At 28.4% G+C, this 23,964-nt stretch carries 16 protein-coding genes; 4 read left to right on the top strand and 12 right to left on the bottom strand.

Annotation, left to right across the window (positions count from 1 at the left end):
• The first annotated feature begins 96 nt into the window (after window positions 1-96).
• Window positions 97-2,241: an NAD-dependent DNA ligase LigA gene (ligA, locus tag VBM88_RS02130; RefSeq protein WP_323680342.1), complete on the top strand. Its 2,145-nt coding sequence runs from the start codon at window positions 97-99 to the stop codon at window positions 2,239-2,241.
• A 76-nt stretch (window positions 2,242-2,317) separates the two neighbouring features.
• Here ligA and rplS read toward each other — a convergent pair whose 3' ends face one another.
• From rplS to VBM88_RS02090, 8 genes are all read right to left on the bottom strand, one after another.
• Window positions 2,318-2,674 (bottom strand): 50S ribosomal protein L19, encoded by a 357-nt coding sequence (rplS, locus tag VBM88_RS02125; protein WP_257089090.1) that lies wholly within the window; start codon window positions 2,672-2,674, stop codon window positions 2,318-2,320.
• Window positions 2,664-3,350, bottom strand: a complete 687-nt coding sequence (trmD, locus tag VBM88_RS02120; protein ID WP_257089092.1) for a tRNA (guanosine(37)-N1)-methyltransferase TrmD — start codon at window positions 3,348-3,350, stop codon at window positions 2,664-2,666. The genes rplS and trmD overlap by 11 nt, the downstream gene beginning before the upstream one ends.
• The gene (gene rpsP / locus VBM88_RS02115; protein ID WP_257089094.1) at window positions 3,350-3,598 is read right to left on the bottom strand and encodes a 30S ribosomal protein S16; all 249 of its coding nucleotides are present in this window, start codon (window positions 3,596-3,598) and stop codon (window positions 3,350-3,352) included. The genes trmD and rpsP overlap by 1 nt, the downstream gene beginning before the upstream one ends.
• A gap of 121 nt (window positions 3,599-3,719) precedes the next feature.
• Window positions 3,720-4,745 (bottom strand): energy-coupling factor transporter transmembrane component T, encoded by a 1,026-nt coding sequence (locus VBM88_RS02110; RefSeq protein WP_323680341.1) that lies wholly within the window; start codon window positions 4,743-4,745, stop codon window positions 3,720-3,722.
• A complete protein-coding gene (locus VBM88_RS02105) occupies window positions 4,745-5,992 on the bottom strand; it encodes an ATP-binding cassette domain-containing protein (RefSeq protein ID WP_323680340.1) in 1,248 nt (415 codons plus the stop codon). The genes VBM88_RS02110 and VBM88_RS02105 overlap by 1 nt, the downstream gene beginning before the upstream one ends.
• A complete protein-coding gene (locus tag VBM88_RS02100; protein ID WP_323680339.1) occupies window positions 5,983-6,783 on the bottom strand; it encodes an energy-coupling factor transporter ATPase in 801 nt (266 codons plus the stop codon). Before VBM88_RS02100 ends, VBM88_RS02105 begins: the two co-directional genes overlap by 10 nt.
• 83 nt (window positions 6,784-6,866) lie before the next feature.
• Entirely contained in the window at window positions 6,867-7,664 is a 798-nt protein-coding gene (locus VBM88_RS02095) for a GNAT family N-acetyltransferase (RefSeq protein WP_323680338.1), read from the bottom strand.
• 550 nt (window positions 7,665-8,214) lie between these two features.
• The gene (locus VBM88_RS02090; RefSeq protein ID WP_323188714.1) at window positions 8,215-8,769 is read right to left on the bottom strand and encodes an inorganic diphosphatase; all 555 of its coding nucleotides are present in this window, start codon (window positions 8,767-8,769) and stop codon (window positions 8,215-8,217) included.
• Between the two features lie 92 nt (window positions 8,770-8,861).
• On the opposite strand from VBM88_RS02090, the gene VBM88_RS02085 reads away from it, so the two are divergent.
• A complete protein-coding gene (locus VBM88_RS02085) occupies window positions 8,862-9,260 on the top strand; it encodes a hypothetical protein (protein WP_323680337.1) in 399 nt (132 codons plus the stop codon).
• 67 nt (window positions 9,261-9,327) lie between these two features.
• On the opposite strand, the gene VBM88_RS02080 is transcribed toward VBM88_RS02085, so the two are convergent.
• Window positions 9,328-9,942, bottom strand: coding sequence for a ribonuclease HII (locus VBM88_RS02080; protein ID WP_323680336.1), 615 nt, complete (start codon window positions 9,940-9,942; stop codon window positions 9,328-9,330).
• 61 nt (window positions 9,943-10,003) lie between these two features.
• Between VBM88_RS02080 and VBM88_RS02075 the strand changes: the two genes are divergently transcribed.
• Both VBM88_RS02075 and lysS read left to right on the top strand, forming a co-directional pair.
• Window positions 10,004-10,540, top strand: a complete 537-nt coding sequence (locus VBM88_RS02075) for a hypothetical protein (protein WP_323680335.1) — start codon at window positions 10,004-10,006, stop codon at window positions 10,538-10,540.
• Window positions 10,541-10,762: 222 nt separating this feature from the next.
• On the top strand, window positions 10,763-12,226 hold the full coding sequence (lysS, locus tag VBM88_RS02070; protein ID WP_323680334.1) for a lysine--tRNA ligase: 1,464 nt from the start codon (window positions 10,763-10,765) through the stop codon (window positions 12,224-12,226).
• A gap of 133 nt (window positions 12,227-12,359) precedes the next feature.
• On the opposite strand, the gene VBM88_RS02065 is transcribed toward lysS, so the two are convergent.
• The 3 genes from VBM88_RS02065 to ftsH all read right to left on the bottom strand — a co-directional run bounded on the left by VBM88_RS02065 (window position 12,360) and on the right by ftsH (window position 23,911).
• On the bottom strand, window positions 12,360-13,313 hold the full coding sequence (locus VBM88_RS02065) for an ABC transporter ATP-binding protein (protein WP_323680333.1): 954 nt from the start codon (window positions 13,311-13,313) through the stop codon (window positions 12,360-12,362).
• Window positions 13,313-21,721, bottom strand: coding sequence for an ABC transporter permease (locus VBM88_RS02060; RefSeq protein WP_323680332.1), 8,409 nt, complete (start codon window positions 21,719-21,721; stop codon window positions 13,313-13,315). The genes VBM88_RS02065 and VBM88_RS02060 overlap by 1 nt, the downstream gene beginning before the upstream one ends.
• A 93-nt stretch (window positions 21,722-21,814) precedes the next feature.
• Window positions 21,815-23,911 carry an ATP-dependent zinc metalloprotease FtsH gene (gene ftsH, locus VBM88_RS02055; protein ID WP_323680331.1) on the bottom strand — a complete coding sequence of 699 codons (2,097 nt, stop codon included), beginning with the start codon at window positions 23,909-23,911 and terminating at the stop codon, window positions 21,815-21,817.
• Window positions 23,912-23,964 lie beyond the last annotated feature (53 nt).

The raw sequence follows: 23,964 nt of genomic DNA, 5'->3' as shown, positions 1-23,964 counted from the left end.
TACAAATATAAAAATAATGTGTCGAAAATTTAGCAAATAACTTACTAATTTGCTTATTTTGTTTAAAACTTTATATAAGCTATATAATTTAAAAATATGAAAATACCTGCTACAAAAAACGAAATAAAAGACTACATTATTGAGCTTACAAATGAGTTAAATAAACTCAATCACGCTTACTACAATCTAGATAAACCACTTGTTGATGACTTTGTTTATGATAGTAAATTAAGAGAACTTGAGGAGCTTGAAATTAAGTATCCTGAGTTTATTCAAGAGGATTCTCCCACAACTAAAATTGGTGGTGTTCCAAGTTTGAACTTCTCTAAATATACTCATCAAAAACCAATGCTTTCACTTGCTAAAGCATATTCACAAGAAGAAGTTAATGATTTTATTAAAAATGCTACAGCACCTATAAATTCATCACAAATTAACTTCAATCTTGAACCAAAAATTGATGGTCTATCAATCTCATTAATTTACAAAGATGGTAAATTAGCAAATGCAGTAACTCGTGGAGATGGTAAAGTTGGTGAGGATGTTACTAAAAATGCTTTAATCATCAAAAGCATTCCTAAAACAATTAATTATCTAAAACCAATTGAAATAAGAGGGGAAATTTATATTAACAAATCTAAATTCCTTGAAATTAATCAACAATTAAAAGAAGAATTCGAAGAGAAGAAACTTGAATTTATTAATAAAACTTGACCAGCTTATTTAGCTAAATTAGATGATTACAATAGCGGTAAAATCAAAGCGCTTCCAAAGGAACCAAAACAACCTACAGAAGATTATTTTGCTAATACCAGAAACATGGCAGCAGGTACTTTAAGACAGAAAAATGGTAAATTAATCATTCAGAGAGATCTTCAAATCATTATGTATGATATTGTAGATCCATTAGAGCACGGACTAAAAGAACAATCACAGATTGTTGATTTCTTGAAATCATTAAACTTACCTACACATCAATATCACTATGTAGAAAAAGATTTTCAATCAATAATCAAAAGAATTAATGAGTTTGAATTAGTTAAAGATTCATTTGAATATGACTGTGATGGTTTTGTCATCAAACTGAATCAACTTGAATATTGAGATTTATTAGGTAAAACTGCTAAATTCCCTAGATATGCAATTGCATATAAATACAAAACCGAAGAAGCGTATCCAATTATTAAAAAGATAGTAGCTACAGTAGGTAGAACCGGAAAAATAACTTATGTAGCAAGTTTTGATCCCGTTGAGTTAGTTCAAACAACAGTTTCAAATGCAACACTTCACAACTATGATTTCATTTCTAATATGAACATAAACATAGGTGACAAAGTTGTTTTAATCAAATCTGGTGAAATTATTCCTAAAATTATTGAGTTAAAAACTAAATACACAAACTCAATTTTTCCTAAGGTTCTAAATTGTCCTTCTTGTAATTCAGTTTTAGTTGAATATCCAGGGATTGTTGATCAATTTTGTGAAAATACAAACTGTTATGAAAAACTAACTAGAAACTTATCATTCTTTGTTTCTAGAGATGCACTTAACATTGTTTCACTAAGCGAAAAGACACTTAATTTCTTCTTTGATAAAGGTTGAATTACAGACCAATATTCAATTTTCAATCTAAAGGATAAAGCTGATGAAATTCTTGAATTCTTCAAAGAAAATTCATCAAATCCTGTTGTTAAAATCAAGATCGCTGATAAAAGATTAAATAACATTTTAGTTTCTATTGAAGAAGCAAAAAATGTTGAATTACATAAAGCATTATTTGGTTTAGGAATCAAAAACATAGGTCTAGTAGTTGCAAAAATGATTTCAGAAAAATTAACAAAACTTTCAGACCTATTCGAAATTAACCTTGATGAATACCTTTTAATTAATTCAATTGGACCTGAAATAGTTCAATCACTTAAAGATTTTGTCGCAAATAATAAAAATAAAGAATTAATACAAAAATTAGACAGTGTGTTAATTTACAAATCATCAAATAATGAATTTAAATCAGATAAACTTAAAAAGCAAACTTTTGTAATTACAGGTACACATTCAATTTCTAGAGATGAACTTTCAAAAATCATTGAGCAAAATGGAGGAACTGTTTCATCTTCAATTTCAAGCAAAACAAATTACTTGGTTGCTGGAGAAAATGTTGGGGCAACTAAATTTGATAAAGCAAACAAATTAAATGTTCCGATTATAAGTGAGCAAGACTTATATGAAATGATTAAATAGCACTTGTTGCTATTTTTTTATACAAAAAACCAGTCATTATAACTGGTTTCATATGTAATAAGGTATTGTGATTAAATTATTTGTTCTTTTTAATTTCTTTAAGACGAGCACTTTTTCCACTAAGATTTCTCATGTAGTAAAGTCTTTTTCTTCTAACTTTGTTTGAACGAACTACTTCGATGTGTGCGATTAAAGGTGAGTTAACTGGAAATGTTCTTTCAACACCAATTCCGTAAGAAATTTTTCTAACTGTGAACATTTCTCTTGTACCTGATTCTTTTTTACTGATTACTAAACCTTCAAAAATTTGAATACGTTCTTTTTCACCTTCACGGATACGTACGTGAACTTTAACGTTGTCTCCTGTTTTGAATTCAGGTAAGTCTGTACGTAATTGTGGATGTTCTACTAACTCTAATAATCTATTTCTCATTTTTAATTATCCTTTCATAAAGGTCAGGTCTATTCTTTTTAGTTTTTTCTAAACTAGCCTGCTCTTTTCATTCTTTAATTTTCTTATGGTCACCATTAAGTAATACTTCAGGTACTAAGTAACCTTTGTATTCTCTTGGTCTTGTATATTGTGGATGTTCTAATAAACCTCTACCTTGGAAAGATTCATTTTGATGTGATTCATCTCTAATGGCTCCTGGAAGTAATCTGATAATACTATCAGCCATTACCATTGATGGTAACTCTCCTCCTGTAAGTACATAATCACCTATTGATAATTCAATGTCAACAAAATTAAGTACTCTTTCATCAAACCCTTCATACCTTCCAGCGATGAAAGTGATTTGATCCTTTTTAGATAATTCCTCTGCTATTTCTTGAGTGAATTGTTTACCTTGTGGAGAAACTAAAATTCTATATCCACCGTTATTTTCTAAACTTTCTAAAGCTAAGTCAATTGGTTCTACTTGTAAAAGCAGTCCGTGACCACCACCATAAATCTCATCGTCGACTTTTCTATGTTTATCTTTAGAAAAGTCTCTGAAATCAACCACATTAAATTCCACTAGTCCTTTTTCTTTGACTAAGTTAACAATACTTTCATTAACAAAAGGTTCATAGTATCTAGGGAATAAAGTAAGAAAATTAATTTTCATTATTTTTTAAGTTCTGAAGTTAATTTGTGAGCTCTAAATAAGTTAGCAACAGTAATTGTAGGTTGTGCACCTTGTTTTAATCATTTAGCAGTTAATTCTTTGTTTAAAACAAATTCTTTAGAAGATGGATTGTAGTGTCCTAAAGCTTCGATAAATTTACCATCACGTGGTGATCTTGCGTCAGCCACAACAATTTTGTATACTGGTCTGAACTTGTCACCCATTCTTTTTAATCTAATTTTAACCATTTTTACCTCCTTAATTAAGTGTAAAGCGCTAGTGCTTTACAGCTGTATAAATTTAGATATATTATAATATAAAAAAATAAATCACACGCATTTTTTTACGTATGATTTATAGACCTAAAAATTAAATAATTCTTGTTGCAATGTACTCAAATGGCAAGTAATTTGGATACACAATATTTACAATTAAGAATGATAATATAGCTAATATAACTAATAAAGAAATTAAATCAATTCAAGATTGTTTAATTTTTCTATATTTAGTTCTCTTAGCATATGGATCGTATCCTCTCGTTTCCATTGAGTTAGCTAAATCTTCAGCTTTTGAGAATGATGAAACGAATAAAGGAATAATCAATGTAGTAAATGCATCAATTTTTTCTTTAATATTCCCGTGCTTGAAGTCTACCCCACGTGATGATTGTGCTTTAATAATTCTATTTGATTCATCAATTAATGTTGGTATGAATCTAAGCGCGATTGAAACAATCATCGCAATAACGTGTGTAGGTACAAAAATGAATTTAAGTGGATATAAAAGATCTTCAATTGCTTTTGTTAATAATATTGGTCTTGTCGTGTTTGTTAACAATGTAGTAATTAAAATCATTGTGTAAATTCTTAAAAATAAACTCAATGTTTTATTGATATTATCTAATGAAACACCATATTGAACTTTTTGCATAAGAGCATCTGAATGTTCACCTTTAAAAACAGATAACACACCATTTGTGTCTATTATTGAGTTATAAAAAGTTTTGCTTGCTGAAGTGTTAAAACTTCAGAATCCATTCGTCCAGTAAGCTTGAGCTAACCTATTTACATCTTGATGATCTTTTAAATATGATTTGCTCAACATATTAACAACATCATTATGTACTGTTTCGTTTGTTATAGTGTACAAGTTGACTGCAAAAATTACAACAGACACAAAGATAGGTAACTTAAGCATTTTAAGTAATGGTCTTACTCTTTTATTTGTGTAAATATAGATAATAATAAGAGGTAAAAGTAAGATAACCATATCAATGAAATATCTAACCATAAACACCATTACAATATAAACAATAACCATAAGTAACTTAAATCTAGGATCTAATTTATATAAAAATCCATCACCTGGAATGTAACGTCCAAATACACTTTTCATTACACTCCCTTCTTACTTTCCATATGTTTATTAATATAGAAAGCCAATTGTTCTTCTGATGTTACTTTTGGTATATCTACACCTCTTTTTCTTAATTTATTAGCAAACTCTAATAAATGTGGTGGTTGGAGATTGTTTTCTTTTAAAAACTCAACATCATTTAAAACATCATAAGGCTCACCATCATTAACAATTTGTCCATTTTTCATAAGTAAAATACGTTTTGAGTATTTTAAAATGTTATCTAAATCATGAGTTACATTGATGATAGTTTTTCCTGATTTATGTAAGTTATTAAGAATTTCTAAAATTTCATCAACACCTTGAGGATCAAGTCCAGCCGTAGGTTCATCAACAACTAAGAAATCAGGTTCCATTGCTAGAATTCCGGCAAGAGCAACTCTTCTTTTTTGTCCACCACTGAGTTCAAAAGGACTTCTTTCTAAATATTCTTCACCTAATCCAACAAGTTTTAAACATTCTCTAGCTTTTTCATAAGCTTTAATTTTTGGAACACCATAAGCCATTGGACCAAATGCTATATCCTCAATTATTGTCCCTTTAAATAACTGATACTCTGCAAATTGAAAAGCTATAGCAACTCTTTGTCTAATTTTTTTAGGGATAGATCTTAATGATTTGATTTTGTTTTTGTAGGTTTGTTGAGTCACAAAATCTTCAACATATTTAAGCTCATTAATTTTCTTTAATGTCTCAGAGTTAGCATCAAATTCATTTTTGAACAATTCGACTTCTTTACTAAATGAAAATTTAAACTTGTTTTTAAGTTTTGATTTTCTTTCAGTCGGATGTTGACTGTATTCTTCACTAAATTTGTTGTAAGCTATCTTGTATTCTTTTTTATAGATTTTTTCTAACTCTTTAATTTGCTTATCATTAGCTTTAATTTCTTTTTTAATTTGAGCACTTTTTTCTTTAAGTTCTGCTTTATATTTAGGATCTTTTTTATCAGAATATTTTTTGTCTAATCAAACTAATAGTTTTGATAGTTCATAGCCATATGTTCTTCTAATATTATCCTTATAAACTCATTCGATTACTCCATTTGTAGGTTCTAGTAATCTATTTAAATGTTCGATCAATGTAGTCTTTCCTGAACCAGTAGCACCAATAATACCAACATATTCACCTTGTTTAATTGTTACAGATACATCTTTTAATGCAGTAAATTCTCAAGGTGTCTTTACACTAAATGTATGAGTTAATTTTTTTACTTTTATTTGCATATTTCTTCTATTAACTCACTTTCATTGTATGTTGGTTCAATTCCGTTAACCATTGTGCTCATTCTGTAAACAAATGGAGATTCAATTTTCGCTATTTCAATAATTTCTTGATTCTTTAATATTTCTTTTGGTGAGCCAGCTGCAATTAATTTTCCTTTAGCAAAAACTAAACATTTATCAGCTAAAATTGCTTCATCCATGTCGTGTGTAATTGAGATTAAGGTTTTATCTTTTTGTTTTTTAATTTCCTTGATTATTTGAATAACACTTGATTTACCTTTTGGGTCAAGCATTGATGTAACTTCATCGAAAATAATAACATCAGGATTTAAAGCTAAAATTGCAGCAATAGCAACCCTTTGTTTTTGTCCACCACTTAAGCTTTCAGGTTCTCTTTCAAGTAAGTTTTCCATATCGACTTTTGCTGCATATTTTTTAACTAACTTATGCATTTCTTCATGTGGAATGTTTCTATTTTCTAATCCAAATGCAATATCATCTTCAACACTAGAACCTACAAACTGGTTATCTGGATTTTGAAAAATAATTCCAATTTTCTTTCTAATCTTAAGTAAGTTCTCTTTTGAATATTCAATTCCATCAATGCTAATTGAACCGCTTTGAGGTTTAAGTAAAGTTACAAGTACTTTTGACAAAGTACTTTTACCTGAACCATTGTGCCCTAATATAGCGACATACTCACCTTTTTCGATAGAAAAAGAAACATTTTTCAATGCTGGTTGAGTATCTGTTTCTCTATATCTGAATGTAATGTTATCTACCTTAATCATAAATATAATTTTAATAAAAAAGCAATATTTTGATAGCTTTCTTATGGAAAATTATTATTTTTAAATAAATTTAATTTATTTAACTAATTTTCCACTTTTGAAGCTATAAAATATTGCGCTTTATCTTTAAATCCTAACTTTTTGTATAAGTTACCAATCTTTTCTTCTGTGTAATATAAAAGTGGCTCAAGGTTATTGTTTAATATATCCTTACATAGTAGTGAAACTAAATGTGAAGCTAATCCTAGACCACTAAATTCTGGATTTGTTGCTACTCCTCAAATTACTGCGTTTTTAGAATTTGTATAAACAACACAAGCATGAGAAATTACTTTTTTATCTTTTAAAGCTATATAACCATAGTTTAAGTTATTTTCTAGAACATATTTTTTATAAGAATTAACTCAATGATTTCTTGAGTTAGGATAAAAATTTTCTTCTTCGAGGAATTTTTTGATTTTATCAAAATCAAATAAATCAACTCTTTTAATTAATATCTTTTTATCTAATGCTTCTTCTTTTGCTTCACTAAAAACAAAATCATCTTTATCTAATGCAGCAATAGTTTGATTGTAAATTTCATAATTATTAAGATTACTAATCTGATGAACCAAGTTCAAGCAAGCATTACCATAAGTTATTACGCTTGGTGAAAAATCTGAAAGCAAATTAATAATTTTCTCCACATTTTCTTTTTTGTAGTTTACATTAGATATAAATGCAGAATATGTATCATTTCTAAAAGTGTTAATGACCAATCCATTTTCGAAATAGGTAATAGAACCACTATTTTCTAATTCATTTTCTAGTAAGTCATTTTCATATAGAAAAATATAGTAATTATTTATAAATCATTCTTCCTTTAATAAGTTTAAAGTCATAAAACTCCTCAGCTGACAAATTTCAGTTAATTATATCACTATGAATTTTACTTTTATACCTTGTAGAGTATAGAAAAAGGTACAATTATGTGCTTAATTTTTTAAATTATCTTTATTCTAAAAGTATTCTCTAACAATTGGTGCAACTTCTTCACCGTATCCAAATAATTTAAATATAGTTCTATAAATATTAGTTAATTTTACAAATTAATAGCGGTTTTATCAGATATTGAGTAACTAAAATTTTTCAAATTGTTTTGTGGCATTATGTGCTGCGAAAACTATATTTCGTTTAAATCAATGTATTCCAGATTGATTCCTAATTTGTTTTGATAATACTTAATAACATTATTTGTAACTTTACTTAAGCAAGAGTGCTCTTTAAATTAAAGATTACTATTTAAAAACAAAACTTTCTTCATATTTTCCTTTCTATTTTGTAAAAAGTTAATTTTTTACTATTTTTTTTACTTAAAATCTAACTTTTTACATAAAAATTTTTGTTAAGAAATAAAAAAATCTATCCCTTAAGGGATAGAAAATTATCTAATTAAGCAACATATTTTTCAGGATGTTTTTGTTTCATTAATTCAATGAATTCTTTTTTATCCATTGAACCATATTTGTTCATTAAATCAACACATTCTTCATATTCAGAAATAGCTCATTCAACATCTTCAAATCCATCAACTGATGTAATTCCTGGACGTTTTCAGTTTTTGTATGTACTAAAGAATGTTTTAACTGTATCTAAAAATGGTCTTGGTAAATCTGATAATGAGTTAATGTGATCTAATCTGTAATCATCGGCGTGAACTGCAATTAATTTTGTATCAGTTTCACCGTCATCAATCATTTTCATAGCACCAATAATTCTTGCATTTAATAATGAACCTGGAATGAATTGTTCTGATGAATATAATAATACATCAAGTTCGTCTCCATCTCAGTCTAATGCTTCAGGAATGAAGCCATAGTTACAAGGGTAAACAAAATCTTCACGTAAGATTCTATCTACTTCAATTTGTCCTGTTTTTCTGTTGTATTCATACTTGATTCTTGAGTTTTTTTGAATTTCAATTTTAATTTGCACTTCTTTTTTCATAGTCATATTATAAAACAAAAATATTTCACTTTCTACTTTGCTTTTTTTTTTTTTTTTAGAATAAGGATATAGATAAAAATGAAGGGATATATATGGAAAACAAAAAATATTATACGAAACCAATATTCTGATTATCATTAATTTGAATAATTATTATTTCTGTAGACATTCTATACATAATATGATTAGTTGTTGCGATACAAAATGCGATACAAAAACAAAGTGACTATTATTCTTCAGGATGATTTGCTAGAATATATATACTTGCAATAGGAACAAATATAATTATCTGAATCACAGCAGCAATTACATTTATTCTTCACATAATATTAATGTTTTTACAAATCATTGCTATTGTTAGACTTCTTCACAGAAAAAGAGAAGATGATATTGCAATAGCAGTATTATATATTTTAGCCTGTGTATTTGGCCCAATCTTTAGTTTTGGAGGCTCAATATTAGCTCAAAAATCTGAAAAAAATATGAATTAGATTAATTTTCTAGCACTTCAGTTTTCTGAGTGTTTTTTTATTAAAAAACTAGGTGACACTAGTCAATTTATCTATATTTTCGATGCTTTTCAAACGCTGCTGCAACTGGTTTATATTTAGTTCTATGTATTTTTGTTGGTCCAAACACATTTAAAGCATCTAAATGTTTTTTAGTCCCATAACCTTTGTTATTCTCAAAATCATATTCAGCGTATATTTTCGAATATTCTTTAAGCATTCTATCTCTTGTAACCTTAGCTAAAATGCTAGCAGCAGCAACTGAAAGTGAAATTGAATCACCTTTAACTAAATTAATTTGTTCGCAGTTTTCTAAATTTAATTTTTCATAATCTGTAATTATCAAATCAGGTTTGTTTTTAAGTTTTTTAACAATAGATTCCATACCTAAAATTGATTCTCTTTTAGGATTTGAATTATTGATTTGTTCAAGAGTTCTAACTTCAATAACATATTCAACACAATTGTTGACTATTTCTTCATAAATTTCTTCTCTTTGTTTTTCAGTTAACTGTTTAGAATCTTTAATTTTGCTATTTGAGTAACCTTTAGGAAAAATCACACCAGCAACTACTAACTCACCAGCTAAACAGCCTCTTCCTACTTCATCTAAACCAACAATAACCTCATATTTGTCTCAATAATTCTTTTCAAAATCTAACATAAGTAAATTATAAAGTTAAATATAATTAATATATTGATTTTATTCCAAACAAGGAGATATTATGGGTTCATTAGTTACAGCACATTGTGATATGTGCAATAAAGATTATAGATATGCTTTTGGAACAATTGCTGATGTAGTTCCATTTGATATTGTTCTTAAATTGATGGTTAGAGAGCAAAAATATTTATTAGACTTTGAAGTGTATAAAGAAGTGTTGAGAAAAGAGTTAGCTGAATATCCACAATTTAAAACTTTATCTTATGAACAACAAGATAAAGTTTTAGAAACTTCATTTAAACAAGTTGATGAATTCTTCCCTCAAGAAGAAAAAGATATGATTAAAAACAACATACTTTGAGGTGGTTCAGTAGAAATTTATCCAATTGTTGATTTAAGAATTCCTGAAGAACAAAGAGAAGTATTTAATGTACCTTTAGTTCACTTAGAATTTTTAAGACCTGAAGGAACTGTTAAATATGACCGTAAATATAATGAGAATGTTTTATATGTTCAATTCACACCAGATCAAACAATGTTAACTTGTCCGAAACACGTGACAATTTCAGCTAGAAAAGTAAAAGAAGATAGAATCTAAAACAACCATTTTATAAAAGGGTTTTATTTTCAAATCACTGCCTATTTAGGTAGTTTTTTTGTTTTTTTTAGACAATAAAATCCAAAGAAATAATTTCTATAGCACCATAAAAACAAGTGTGCTGCTATCAATATTATATTAGTTATGTTTCTAATATTACCCCACTAATATTTTTAATATTAGTGGTATACTTTAAACATATTTATTAATGGAGTAAAAGATATGACAAAATACACAGAACAAGAACAAGTAAGACGTAATAAATTAAACTTTTACAAAGAAAATAATATTGATGCTTTTGCAAAAGCAGATGGATTAAAAGAAAGATCATATTCAGATGAATTAACTTCTAAATATGAAAATGTATCTAAAGAAGAATTAGAACAAAATCCAGTTTCTGTTGCTATTGCAGGTAGAATTTTAACAATGCGTGGACCTTTCATTTTGATCAAAGACTACCACGGAAAAATTCAAGCTTACTTCAACAAAAAAGAACATGATGAATCTGTTAATGCATTAGTATCATCTTTAGACTTAGGAGATATTATTTATGTTGAAGGTAATGTTATGAAAACTCACACAGGTGCAGTTACTGTTAAAGTTCAAAATATTAAACTTTTAACAAAAGCTCTTAAACCACTTCCTGATAAATACCATGGATTAGCTGATGTTGAAGAGAGATACAGACACAGATATGTTGATTTAATTGTTAATGATGAATCAATGCAAGTATTCTGAAATAGAACAAAAATCATTAGTGAAATTAGAAGATACTTTGATGAAAGAGAATATATGGAAGTTGAAACCCCATTCTTACACGATTATTTATCAGGTGCTTCTGCTCGTCCATTTAAAACACATCACAATGCATTAGATCAAGAATTTGTTCTTAGAATTGCTACTGAAATTCCTCTTAAAAAACTTTTAGTTGGTGGAGTTGATAGAGTTTATGAAATTGGTCGTATTTTCAGAAACGAAGGAATCGACACAACTCATAACCCTGAATTCACTTCAATTGAATTCTATGAAGCTTACTCAAACCTTGAAGGAATGATGCAACGTACAGAAGAACTTATTAAAAGAGTTGCAGCTAAATTAGGTAAATCAACAGTTATTAACAAAGGTATTGAAATTGATTTAACAAAACCATTTAACAGAGTTGATATGGTTGAAACTGTTTCTAAAGCTACAGGTAAAGATTTTAGAAACATTTCATTTGATGAAGCTGTTGAGGTTGCTAAATCATATGGTATTAAAATTCAAAAATTCCATCAATTAGGCCACATTATTAATGAACTTTTTGAAGAACTTATTGAAAAAACATTAATACAACCAACTTTTGTATATGGACATCCATTAGAAATTTCTCCTCTTACTGCTAAAGGTCAAGACCCAAGATTCGTTGAAAGAGCTGAATTGTTCATTAACAAAAAAGAATATGCAAATATGTACACTGAGTTATCAGATCCAATTGACCAATTAGAACGTTTTGAAGACCAATTAAAAGAAAAGAACAATGGAAATGATGAAGCTAGTGACATTGATTGAGATTTCGTTGAAGCGTTAGAATACGGAATGCCACCTACAGGTGGATGTGGAATTGGAATTGATAGATTAACAATGTTATTAACTGAAAAAGATTCAATTCGTGACGTTCTTTTATTCCCTACAATGAAACGTAAATAGTATTTAAATTACAGACTTTCAAAGTCTGTTTTTATTATACTTTTTGTAGTCCGATTGTACTTATTCAATAGTCTCCAAGGTATAAAAAAATACTCACCACTATTTTGTGGTAAGTATTATTCAACATAATTAATTATTCTTTTCAATCAATATCTTTTGGATGTTTTGTAGTTTTGTTAACTGTGATGTTAGCAACTTTCCCGTTCTTGATTGTGAAAACTTTATCAGCAATTGGTGATATAAGAGGGTTGTGAGTAACCATAACTATTGTAACACCATATTTTTTATTAATGTCATATAAGTAATTTAAAACAATCTTAGAAGTAGCATCATCAAGTGCTCCTGTAGGTTCATCAGCAAAAATTATTTCAGCATTTTTAGCCAATGCACGTAGGATTGAAATACGTTGTTGTTGTCCCCCAGACATTTGTGATGGATATTTGTTTTTAACATCTTCTAGTTCAAATTCCTCAAATAACTTATCAATGTTTAATCTTTTACTTTTATCTTTTTGTAAGTAAGCACCAGTTTCAACATTGTCATAACCATTTAGATTTTGTAATAAGTTGTAATTTTGGAAGATAAAGCTAACGTGTTTTCTTCTAAATAAAGTAAGTTTGAAATCTGAGTAGTAAGGTAAGTTTTGATTACATACAATAACTTGTCCTCTACTTGGTCTATCAAGTCCACTTATAAGGTTAAGTAATGTACTTTTTCCACCTCCAGATTTACCAAAGATCATAACAAATTCACCTTTGTTAATTGTTAATGAAACATTCTTTAAAACTCTAGTAGCTGTAGTTCCTGACAAGTAAAACTTACTTACGTTTTTAACTTCTATGACTGCGTTACCTGTGTTTTTAAGTTTTTCATTACCATCTTTAGATCTCTTTTTGTTTGAAGCTTTTCTAATAACTCTAGCAATTGATCTGTCTAATACAACTTTGTTGCTTCCACCATCAGCATCAAGAATGTCAAATACATTTTTCTTTGTAATTTTGACATCTGATGTCTTTTTAGTTAAAACAACAATTTCTTGAGTTTCTTTATTTGTGTCATTGTTTACATTTAAGTTTTTATTTTCCATTATTTACCTTTCAATAAATCAATTGGTTTAACTTTGTTAATTCCGATTCAAGATAATATTGACGTTACTAAGAATACACCTAGAATAACTAATACTGTCACTAATATGTTTAGAGGTGAAATAACAATAGGAATTGCAATAGATGCAGCTGATGTTAAGAAACCACTAAAGATTGATATAAATCCAAATGCTAATGAGATAGCTATTAAGATAGATATAAGAATAAATGGTAAGTAAATTCCATAGAAAATCTTAATTTTTTCTTTTTCATTATATCCAAGGATTGATCAGATAGCTATATTCTTCTCATTTTCTCCAATAAGAATTGTTGAAATGATTACCAATATAACTATAGAAATTATGAATGCTAAGATTGTCACAATAGTTACAATTTTTTGAACTGTTTGCGCAATAGACATTGTGTAACCTACTTCAATAACTTTAGAATCTAAAGTATTGGCCATAGGGATATATAAGTTGTTATTGAATATATTAGCAAACTTGTTAATATGTTGTTCTGCATTAGCTCTTGCTAATAAGTAGTTATCTTTAATGCTTTCAGTTTCTTTATATTCAGGATTTATAAATTTAGCAATTTGTAAGTCTGAATATCCTAAAGAACTCATTACTCCATCGATTGTTGAGTTATCTACTGTTTGTCTTGATCCAAATAATGCATCAAACATATCTTCAAGATATTTAGTTGTTAAAGTAGATGTGTCAAATGATTGGATAGCCGGTCAGTAACCACTGTTTGAATATAATCCGGCTGATGATAATAATTGCATTGGTAATGGGTGTTTAGACATAATACCGTTAAACACTTCATATTTAGGGTTATGTTTAACTTTATCTAACCCTGTAAGTATATCAGCAGCTTTTTTAGGAATAATAAACTCATTATTAATATATGTTGGGTTTATACCTCTAACAATGAATTTGTAAGTTTGTCTCTCTGGTTCTTTATATTCAGGGTTATCTAATTTCTCATAATATTCATTTATCTTATCTTTGAATCTATTTACATTATTGTTTACAACAACTTCAAATTTCGATCCAACTAATAAGTTAAATGCTTTTGATGAAACTTCGTTAATGATAAGTGGAATAGGTTTATTGTCAACGTCAAATCCGTTTTGAGTAAACTCGTCATTAATTAATTTAAGTAAATCTTGTCCATTAGTAGATTTAATCTTAATTTGTTTTGAATCTTCTTGGTAACCATATAACTTAATAGTTTCGTTCTTGATTTTGCCTCTCTTAATTTGATTTGCATCTACGTATGTATAAAGCTCATCAAATTCAGGGTCAAAATATAAGCCACCAAATGAAACTAAGAAGTCACTTACAACTGATGCATTAGGATTTCGTTTTAATAATTCACCATTTTCTTTATAGATTTGTTTGTATCCATTAATTAAGAATTCTCTATATTCATCTCTATAAGCTGATGTTGAAATTATTATTTCATCAAAATCAGTTTTATTTTTGTTAGCTTGAAGATAAACAAATTTACCTAATTCAGGGCTAGTTTCATTTTCTACATAACGGAAGAATCCTGAAACTGTTCCTGTTTGAACTAACTCAATCATTTTAGTCATATCAAGAATTTTTCTATCACCATCTTGTTTGTAATGTAAGTTTGGTTGTGTTCTTTCAAGTCTTCTACCAATTTCATTTCTTACCGATGTAATTCTTGATTTTTGTGAGTCAGGTAATGAGTTATAAACTTGATCTCAAGGGTCAATTGAAACTGATGAATCAATCTTAATGTTAACTGAGAATTGTGAAATTACGTGTCCATCAAAATCTGTAGGATTTCCGTTTAGATATTTATATGATGTAGTTCCATCAGGGTTTTTGATTGCAAGTTTATTTACAGCTGTTGATATACCTGGTTTGAAGTAATCGCTTTGATATTGGTTAATTTCAGCAATATCTCCAACAGGTACATAAAGTGTGTTTTCTAAATCTTGTGCTGTGAACAGATTAATCCCACCACCTTCTATTGTAGGTGTTCTTAAGTCAAATTTGTAATTGTAACTTCTGTTTTTATATGTTTTTCTAATTGATGATTCAAATTCACCAAAGGTTGCTATTCCGAACAATGTAGTTATAGCAACTAAAATGATTGAAATACCAAATGATGCCAGTTTCCAGAAGCTGTGGAAGATTAATGAAGCACTAAATTTAGTCTTAATATTTCTCTTCTTGAATAAGTTTGCATATTTAGCGTGGAAGTCACCTGTACTTACTTCTGTTATTCCACTCATTAAGTCAATTGATTTATATCTTAATGAACGAATTGAAACAACAATAATAAGTATAGACATAGCTGCAAGCGGTAATATGATGTTTATTCCAAATGAAACTATTGAGAAGTTTAGCGTCTGAATCGGTATAGCTCAATAATCACTTAATAACTTAACAGCTTCAGCATGTATTAAGAAACCAGTTAAGTATCCTGCGATTCCTCCAATAATGATTGTAAAGAACGCGAACACAGTCATTGATAATGAGATTTCTAATGGTGTATAACCTTGAGAAACTAAAATACCAATAGCTTTGTTTTTGTTTGTAATGTATCTCTTAATAATGAAAATAATTGAGATAGCAACTAATGTAATTAAGATAGATAATAAGATTTTTGAAACGAATCCAATTACTTTAATGAAGTTTTTAACCGCAGTAATTCTAATTGCACGTTCAGGGTTAATTCCATCAATTTCGTCATCTAGATAAACTCTAGGTAAATCATTTGAGTTATTTATTGCTTTATTAACAACCCGAATTAATTCTTGTTTAAGATCTTCATTTGTTAAGTTTGTTGAATTCTTAACAAGTAAGTATTCTTTAACAACATTTCCTCTGTAAGCTTGTGCAATTTTGTCAAACCCTTGTGAGTTAACATAAACAATAGCTTGGTTATTTGTATTAACTTGTAAGTTTGCTTCATCCACAACTGGATAAATATTGTCATATGTATAATCGTCACCGATAATAATAAATTCTGAACCATTTACATTAATTTTGTAATCTTCAGGAAGATTTTTGATTAATTCAACCATTCCGATTGGATTATTTGGCAATTCACCATCGTAAATTTTCTTGTTGTTTTTAGCTAATCATACATAGTTAACTTTTGCAATGTATGAACTTGTTTGGTCAAATTTAAGCGTGTTATCTAATTTGTTAACACCTGTAATTGTGTTTAAAACATCTTCAATAAGTTTAATAATGTTTACACCAAATGGTGAATAATTTTCAATGTTGTTTCCAACTTTTGAATATCAGTATTGAATAATTTCGTTGTCAAAAGCAACATTTAAAACTCATTCTTTACCAATAGTTGCAAACACAGGTTTTCCTTTTTCGAATGAACTAATAAATTCACTTAATTCAACATCATTTCTAGCTAATTCCTCAAAGTTAATAATCTTATCCATTATTAAGTAAGCAATATTTGCTTTATTTTTACCACTCTCTCCTAGGTTGTTTGTGTTTGTTAAGAATCAAACTGCAACTTCAGGATGTTTAACAATTGTTAATGGGTGTAATAATGCATCTGAAATTCCTAATCTAACAACTGGAATTTCATTAATTGAGTTACTTAAGTAAATGTTAAATGTATCAAAGTGTTTTACAAATAATTCGTTTGAAAATACACCTTTAATTAAGTTTTCTAACACAACTGAATCGATGTTTGTAAATTCTGATGCGTAAACATCTTTGAAGTGTTCTGGGTTGAATTTACCGTATAACTCAGCTGTTGCAATGTATGCAAATGATTGAATAATTTCTAACTCATTATCTTGCACATATTGTTTATATTCAGGAAATTTTTTAATTAATTCAGCTAATAATGAATTTGTATAGTTACCTTGTTCATCTTTTGCAAAGAAGATTTCTTTAAGTTTTAAGGTATTTGCAAGTGATTTAGTAATACCAAATCCTGTTTTCTCAAATGAAACAATATTTTGTGATGATGGTTGAATTAAGTCAAATGAACTAAAGTCAGATAATATTTCCGAATTGTTAGCTAATTTTAATAAATCAAGAGCAAACTCTTTAGTTTTTGCACTGTCAGCGTTTACTGATTTATCAAACATTTTCATTCAAACTTTGAATAATGGATATGCTTCTTTCACATAGAAGAACGGGTCATTATTTTTGTTAGAAATATCTAAGAATTTCTTAATAGCTTCTTGAACTAATGAATGAACTGAATTGTTTTCAATTGGCTTGTATTCTGCAAAGTATTTGTAAATATCTCCAATTGATAAGTTAGGTTGTAATTTAACATTTGAAGTTGTTTGCACAACTAAGTTAAGAACTTGAATTCATTCGTTAACTAATTGCTTAGCTTCACTTAAAGGTATTTCTCTTTTGTCTTTAGTAAATCCAAACACTGCCATAGCATCATTTGTTTCTGATGATGAGAATGATGTTAGTGAAACTGTTTTTCCATTTCAATTTTCAAATCTAACTTTGTATGAGTGAACAAAGTTGTAAAGCTTGTCAAATAAACTTAATGAATTTTGAGTTGACGTAGATGTATTAGTATCTGCTGCTGCTTCAGTTGTTGAAGAAAGTTGAGGAGACATAAAGATGTTAAGAAGGTCAAAGTAGTCTAATTTTTCATCATCTGCGACTGGAATTGTTAAATATAATCCGTTGTCATCAATTTCAATATTTGTCCCTTTATCTGAAAGGTTAAACATTGAAATTATTGATTCTTTAAATGATTTATTTGAACCCGGTAATGCAAATAATGATTTAATAAGTGCATAAATAAAGTCTTTTGATTCAACTCCTGATGTCACATATTTGTTTACTCTATCTACACTTTGATGTTCAGTGTAGAACATTTGTTTTTTGCTTAAAACAGCATCAATAAAGATGTCAAAATCAAATAAGTTAATTACATACTTAGTTCAATCTATAACGTTTTTAAATGATTTATCAGCTGAACCTGGATACAAGTTAATAATTTGTCAAATAGGTTTAAGCTGAGGCATAAATGAATTAAATACATCATATAATGGGTTAGCTTGATCATTAACATCAGCTAATAAAGCAATGTTAATATTGTCTAATAAATCAAATAAATGTGTTTTGAATGCTTTTTGATCAACTGATCTAATAAATCATTCGATTAGTTCAAGCGTTGATAATTTTCTTACGTACTTAACAATTTCTTTAGTTCCATCAGCTTTTGTAATTTCTTTATCAACTAAATGATCATGTTCATTTAAGAAAAAATCGTTTGATTGCTCTGTGAATTTAACGAAGTTGACTGATTCAATAATTCCAATAATTGAATCAAGCATAACAACAGGATCTTTAATAAATTTTGATAAAGTCCCCACTTTAACCGGAATTTCTACACCAAGTACATTTAAAACATTAAATAATTTTTGAATTTGCTCAGTTAAATATTGTTTTCTTTCTTCAAGAGTATCTTTTTGTGCAATAAATGTTCTTAAGTTTGTAAATAAGTTAACAATAAGTTTGTTTGCATAATCACCATTTACATTGTGTGATAACTTGTAAAGGAAATCAAGGAACAATTTAGGAATAATCCCTAAATCAATACGTCCTGATGAGAAAATTGTTGCAAATTTATTTATATTAGCTGAATATTCAGTAGCTTCAATAAATGCATAAATAATGTCTTTAGTTAAAAATCCTTGTTTTGTTAAATCGCTATCTAACAATACTTTTTGGATATTTTCAAAAGCTTTATTTAAAGTTTGTTGTGTAGCTGCTTCGTTTAAAACATCACTTAATGGTGCTCTATAACCAAAAGGTAAGTAAACAACGTTATCAAATTCATTACTATGTTCAACTCATCCTTCTGGATTGATTTTTGCCATTAATGTTAATTTATTGTTTTCTAAGTATGAATCCGTTTCTTCTAAAGTTAATCTACCGGTTGATAAACGTTCTTTATCAAATTCAGAAACACCTTCTCTTGATAATGAAACATTTTGTCAGTAAAGTAACTTTTTATTAGCATCATAAACAGGTTTAATTATGTAGTATGTATCTTGTTCTCTTGATGGAGCAAAAGTAATTCCTAATTCAGCAAATTGATTAAAGTTGCTATCAGGTAATAAATTACCTTCTGCATCTGTTTCTGATCCAACAAATTTTGCTAATTTGTAAATTTTCGATCTATCTCAAACTTCAAATAATTTAGTTTCTGGGTAGTTTTGATAAATTTTCACTTGTCCATATGTCATATCTAATGAAACGTATTTTTCATATGGAATGATGTTGCTAACAATTTGGTCTAAAATATTGTGAATTGCATAATATGGTAATTCTCTAGTTTTGAAGTAACCATCAACATTTGAATAAAGATTAAATAAACCTGTTGGATTATCAATTTCATTGAAAAGTTTGTTTACATTGTTTTTGATTCCATCGATCTTTTGTTCATTATCACCCATATTAACAAAGTGATATACGAATTTTTCATTTTTAGATGTGTCGAATGCATCAATTGTGATTGATTTCTTGATACCTATGTTATCTGCACCGACTTTTTCTGAAACTTGGTTGTAGATATCTTTTTTAACAATATCTAAAGCACCATTTTTAATTTTTGTGAATGTGATATCTCAGATTCTTTTATTAGATAAATTCTCAAATTCTTCTTCTGTTAATCTATCTCTTGATGTTTCAATTTGTGCAATTGTTTTATATCCTTCAAATGCATATTCTGCATAATTAGGAATCTTCGTTCTCTTTTCATAATTTAAAACTGGTAAAAGTAAAACATTGTTTGGAACAATAGCACTTACATCATTAAGTAACTTGTTGTAAATATCAGTTAATTCTGAAACTGATTGTGATTTGTTAATTGATGCAGTTTGCAATCTTGTGTTTACATCGTTAGCTAATGCATCAATTTCTGGAACTCTACTCTTGTACTCTGGGTGGTTGTTAACTTCTTTTCTTGTGAAGTTATAAATTTTTAAAATAAGAGTTTTTAAGTCATTAATAATAATTTCTTTAATAGCAAAGTCTCTATCTAAATAACCTGGTTGGTCTGATAAATCAGCTAATCTAAGATGCTCATTGTATGTTAAATCATATGTAAGAACTGAATTGTTCTCATAAATTAACTCTTTGTTTTCTTTTAAAACACCTTGTTCATCAAAGTGGATAAAGTATTTAAGTGAGTTTTTATTTCAATATGAGAATTTTTTAAATTCTGATGGTAATTCACCATTGTTTCCTTTAATTAAATTCTCCATAAATGTAACATATGCTCCATCTCAGTTTTTCTTGAATGGATCTACATATGTTGACTCATAAACTTTTCTTTGGTAGTATGTGTATTCCTCTTGTTTTGCAGCTCATTTTAAAGGAATGTTGTAAGTATGATTTGTTTCAAAAACAAATGGAATCGGTTTGTCTAATGTTCTTGATTCATCATATAAAGATGAATAATCAAATTCTGAATTTAATTCAACATTAACGACATCAGTTGGTTTAGCATCCTCTGGAATATTAATTAAAGTTGAGTTTTTATCTTTATTAAGAATGAAAATGTAATTGTTATTTTGATATTTATCAAAACCAAGTTTGTCAGCAAGTGTTGATGGTTCAACACTTAAACAAACTCTTTCATACATTCATTCTTTACCTTTAACCACGTCAAAAGTGGCTTCTTTTGTGACAATATTTAAGAATAAAGTTTTAACTTGAGAAAGAATAACATTACTTTCTGCATCTGTTGTAATGTATCCAATGTCTTCTAATTTATAAGTTTTATCAAGCACAAAGTGGTCATTTAAATTTAAAACAACTTGTGTTTTAACAGGTGAATATGAGTCGTTTTCTTTTTTGTATAAGTTAACAATGAAATCAGTTTTCATTCTCATTGTTTTGATGGCTTTATCAAAATCCAATGTTAATGAACTTGCATTTTCATTCTTGAAGTCATAAGTGTTGTAGATTTTTATAAAGTCAACTCTATCAATGTATTTATCTTTATATTTTTCCTCATCAACAAATAAACTTAATGGAATAAATGAATCTGTAATTCTTGTTAAGTCAATTACATAACCTTCTTTTTTGTAATTATCCGTTACATAGTTAATTCCTTTATCATAAACACTTTTATTTTCGTAAACAAGTGAATCTGATTTAGAAAGTCCGTTAACAAAATATCCATCATTGTATGCTTTCGCATTTGTTGATAGATTTAAATCGATTGTAATATTGTGTGAAACTGATTTTTTCTTAGCAGCTTCATACTGTTGCTTCATTGATTTAGCAGCATCATTTAAAACAGTGAAAACTCCTGCTGTTAAAAATACAAGGATAGTTAACCCTATAACAGTAGCTTTGTTTTTAAATAATGACTTAAAGACTTCTTTAAACAAATTCTTCATAAAATCCACCTTTAAAAATTTACTTATAATTAATTTATTAATTATAAAGCATTTTTGTATAAAAAAACAACCGGAAAACCAGTTGTTTAATCACTATAATTTTTCAATTTCAGTTCCATCTTCTGTAACTGAGTTATCACTATCAATAACTCCATCTGAAACTAAGTCAGCAGAAATGCTTTCTTTTTTATTATCGTAAAAATCAGTTTGTGTACTTTGTCCAATATTAGGGTCAGAAGTCATTTGAATTAATTCATCTAAACCTACAGCACTAGCTTTTTCTTCTGATTTTTCTTTTTCAGGAGGTAATTGTAAGTTTTTAGCAATGTATTCTATTTCTTCTGCAACAATTGTTTCTTTTTCAAGTAATGAAGTTTTAATCAACTCTAAAAGTTCTCTATTTTTCTTAATAACTTTTGTAGCTATATTTTTAGCTTCTAACATTATTTTTCTAACTTCAAGATCAATTTCGTGACTAATTTGGTTAGAAATTGATGAACTTGTAGCTAAAGTTTTTCCTAAGAATGGAGAACCTTCTTCTTCTTGATATTTAATCGGACCTAAATCAGACATACCAAATTCAGTAACCATTCTTCTAGCAATTGTTGTTGCTTTTGAAATATCATCTGCAGCACCTGTTGAAATTTTATCTTCTCCATAAATAATTTCTTCTGCTGCTCTACCACCCATAAAACTTGCTATAGAAGCTAATAATTCTTCTTTAGTATAGTTGTATTTTTCATTTTCAGGCATCATTAAGTTATATCCACCAGCTTGACCACGTGGAATAATAGTAATCTTTTGAACTTTATTACCACCAGGAACTTTTATACCAACAACAGCGTGTCCTGCTTCGTGGTAAGCAACTAATGTTAATTCTTCCTTAGTAATAGTTCTAGATTTTTTAGCTGGACCAGCCATAACTCTATCGATTGCCTCATCGATTTGATCTCTTGTAATGATACCTGTATTTTCTCTAACTGATAAAAGAACAGATTCGTTAATTACGTTTTCTAATTGAGCTCCTGAGAAACCAGGTGTTCTTCTTGCAACATTTTCAAACGAAATATCATTTGAAATACGTTTACCTTTAGCATGTAGTTTTAAAATTGCTTCACGTTCTTTTACATCTGGTAATCCAACTGTAATAACTCTATCAAAACGTCCAGGTCTTGTTAAAGCAGGGTCTAAAACGTCTGTACGGTTTGTAGCCGCAATAAATAATAACCCTGAGTTTTCTTTAATACCATCCATTTCAACAAGAAGTTGGTTAAGTGTTTGTTCACGTTCATCGTGCCCTCCACCAATACCACTTCCTCTTGTTCTACCAATAGCATCAAGCTCATCAATAAAAATAATTGCTGGTGCATTTTTACGTGCTTCTGCTATAACTTGTCTTACTCTTTTAGCCCCCATACCAACAAATAACTCAACAAAGTTAGATGCTGATACAAAGAAGAACGGAACATCAGCTTCTCCTGCTGTTGCCTTAGCTAATAAAGTTTTTCCTGTACCAGGAGGACCTCCTAAAAGGATACCTCTAGGCATTCTAGCTCCTGACACTTCATATTTTTTAGGATTTTTTAAGTAATCTACTATTTCTGAAATTTCTTCAATTGGTTCTTTATTTCCTGCGATATCAGAGAATTTTTTATCTGATTTAATAATTTGAGCAGGACTATTGTCACCAAACATAGCCCCACCTTGTCCTGACATCATTTTAGCTTGTGATCTAAAAATAAAGAACATTATTCCAAGGAATAATAATGTAGGAATAAATGGAAGAATGTATGTTGAGAAGAATCCTGGTTGTGGTGCTGCTGCATTTTGAATTTCTCCTGAACTTACCACACCATTATTTACAAATTTTGTTGCTTCTTTAAGAGGATCTTTAATTTCATACACTTCATTCACGAAGTTGAATGAACCAGGTGCAACAATCTCAAGTTGACTATTATTTTTTATAAGGGTACCGTGCATTTGGTTAGTGAAAGGATCAAACTTAATTAATTTAAAGTATGTTCCATCATCTTGACTATTTGCTGCATCCTTGATGTATTCAACAAATTTGCTTGTTGAAATATTTTGAGGACCTGTTAACTTACTGATAATTAAGTAAAGTCCAACTGATATTATTAAAACAACAACAAAAGCTATCAATATACCAGGTCAACGTCTTTTTCTTGGCATTTTATCTCCTTTCTTTGAGATGTTTTATTATTTAATATTTTTTTATATTATAC

This window comes from Mycoplasma sp. 1232 (assembly GCF_034863345.1).
GTDB lineage: Bacteria > Bacillota_I > Bacilli_A > Mycoplasmatales > Metamycoplasmataceae > Mycoplasmopsis.
This window is presented reverse-complemented; position numbering and strand designations above follow the sequence as displayed.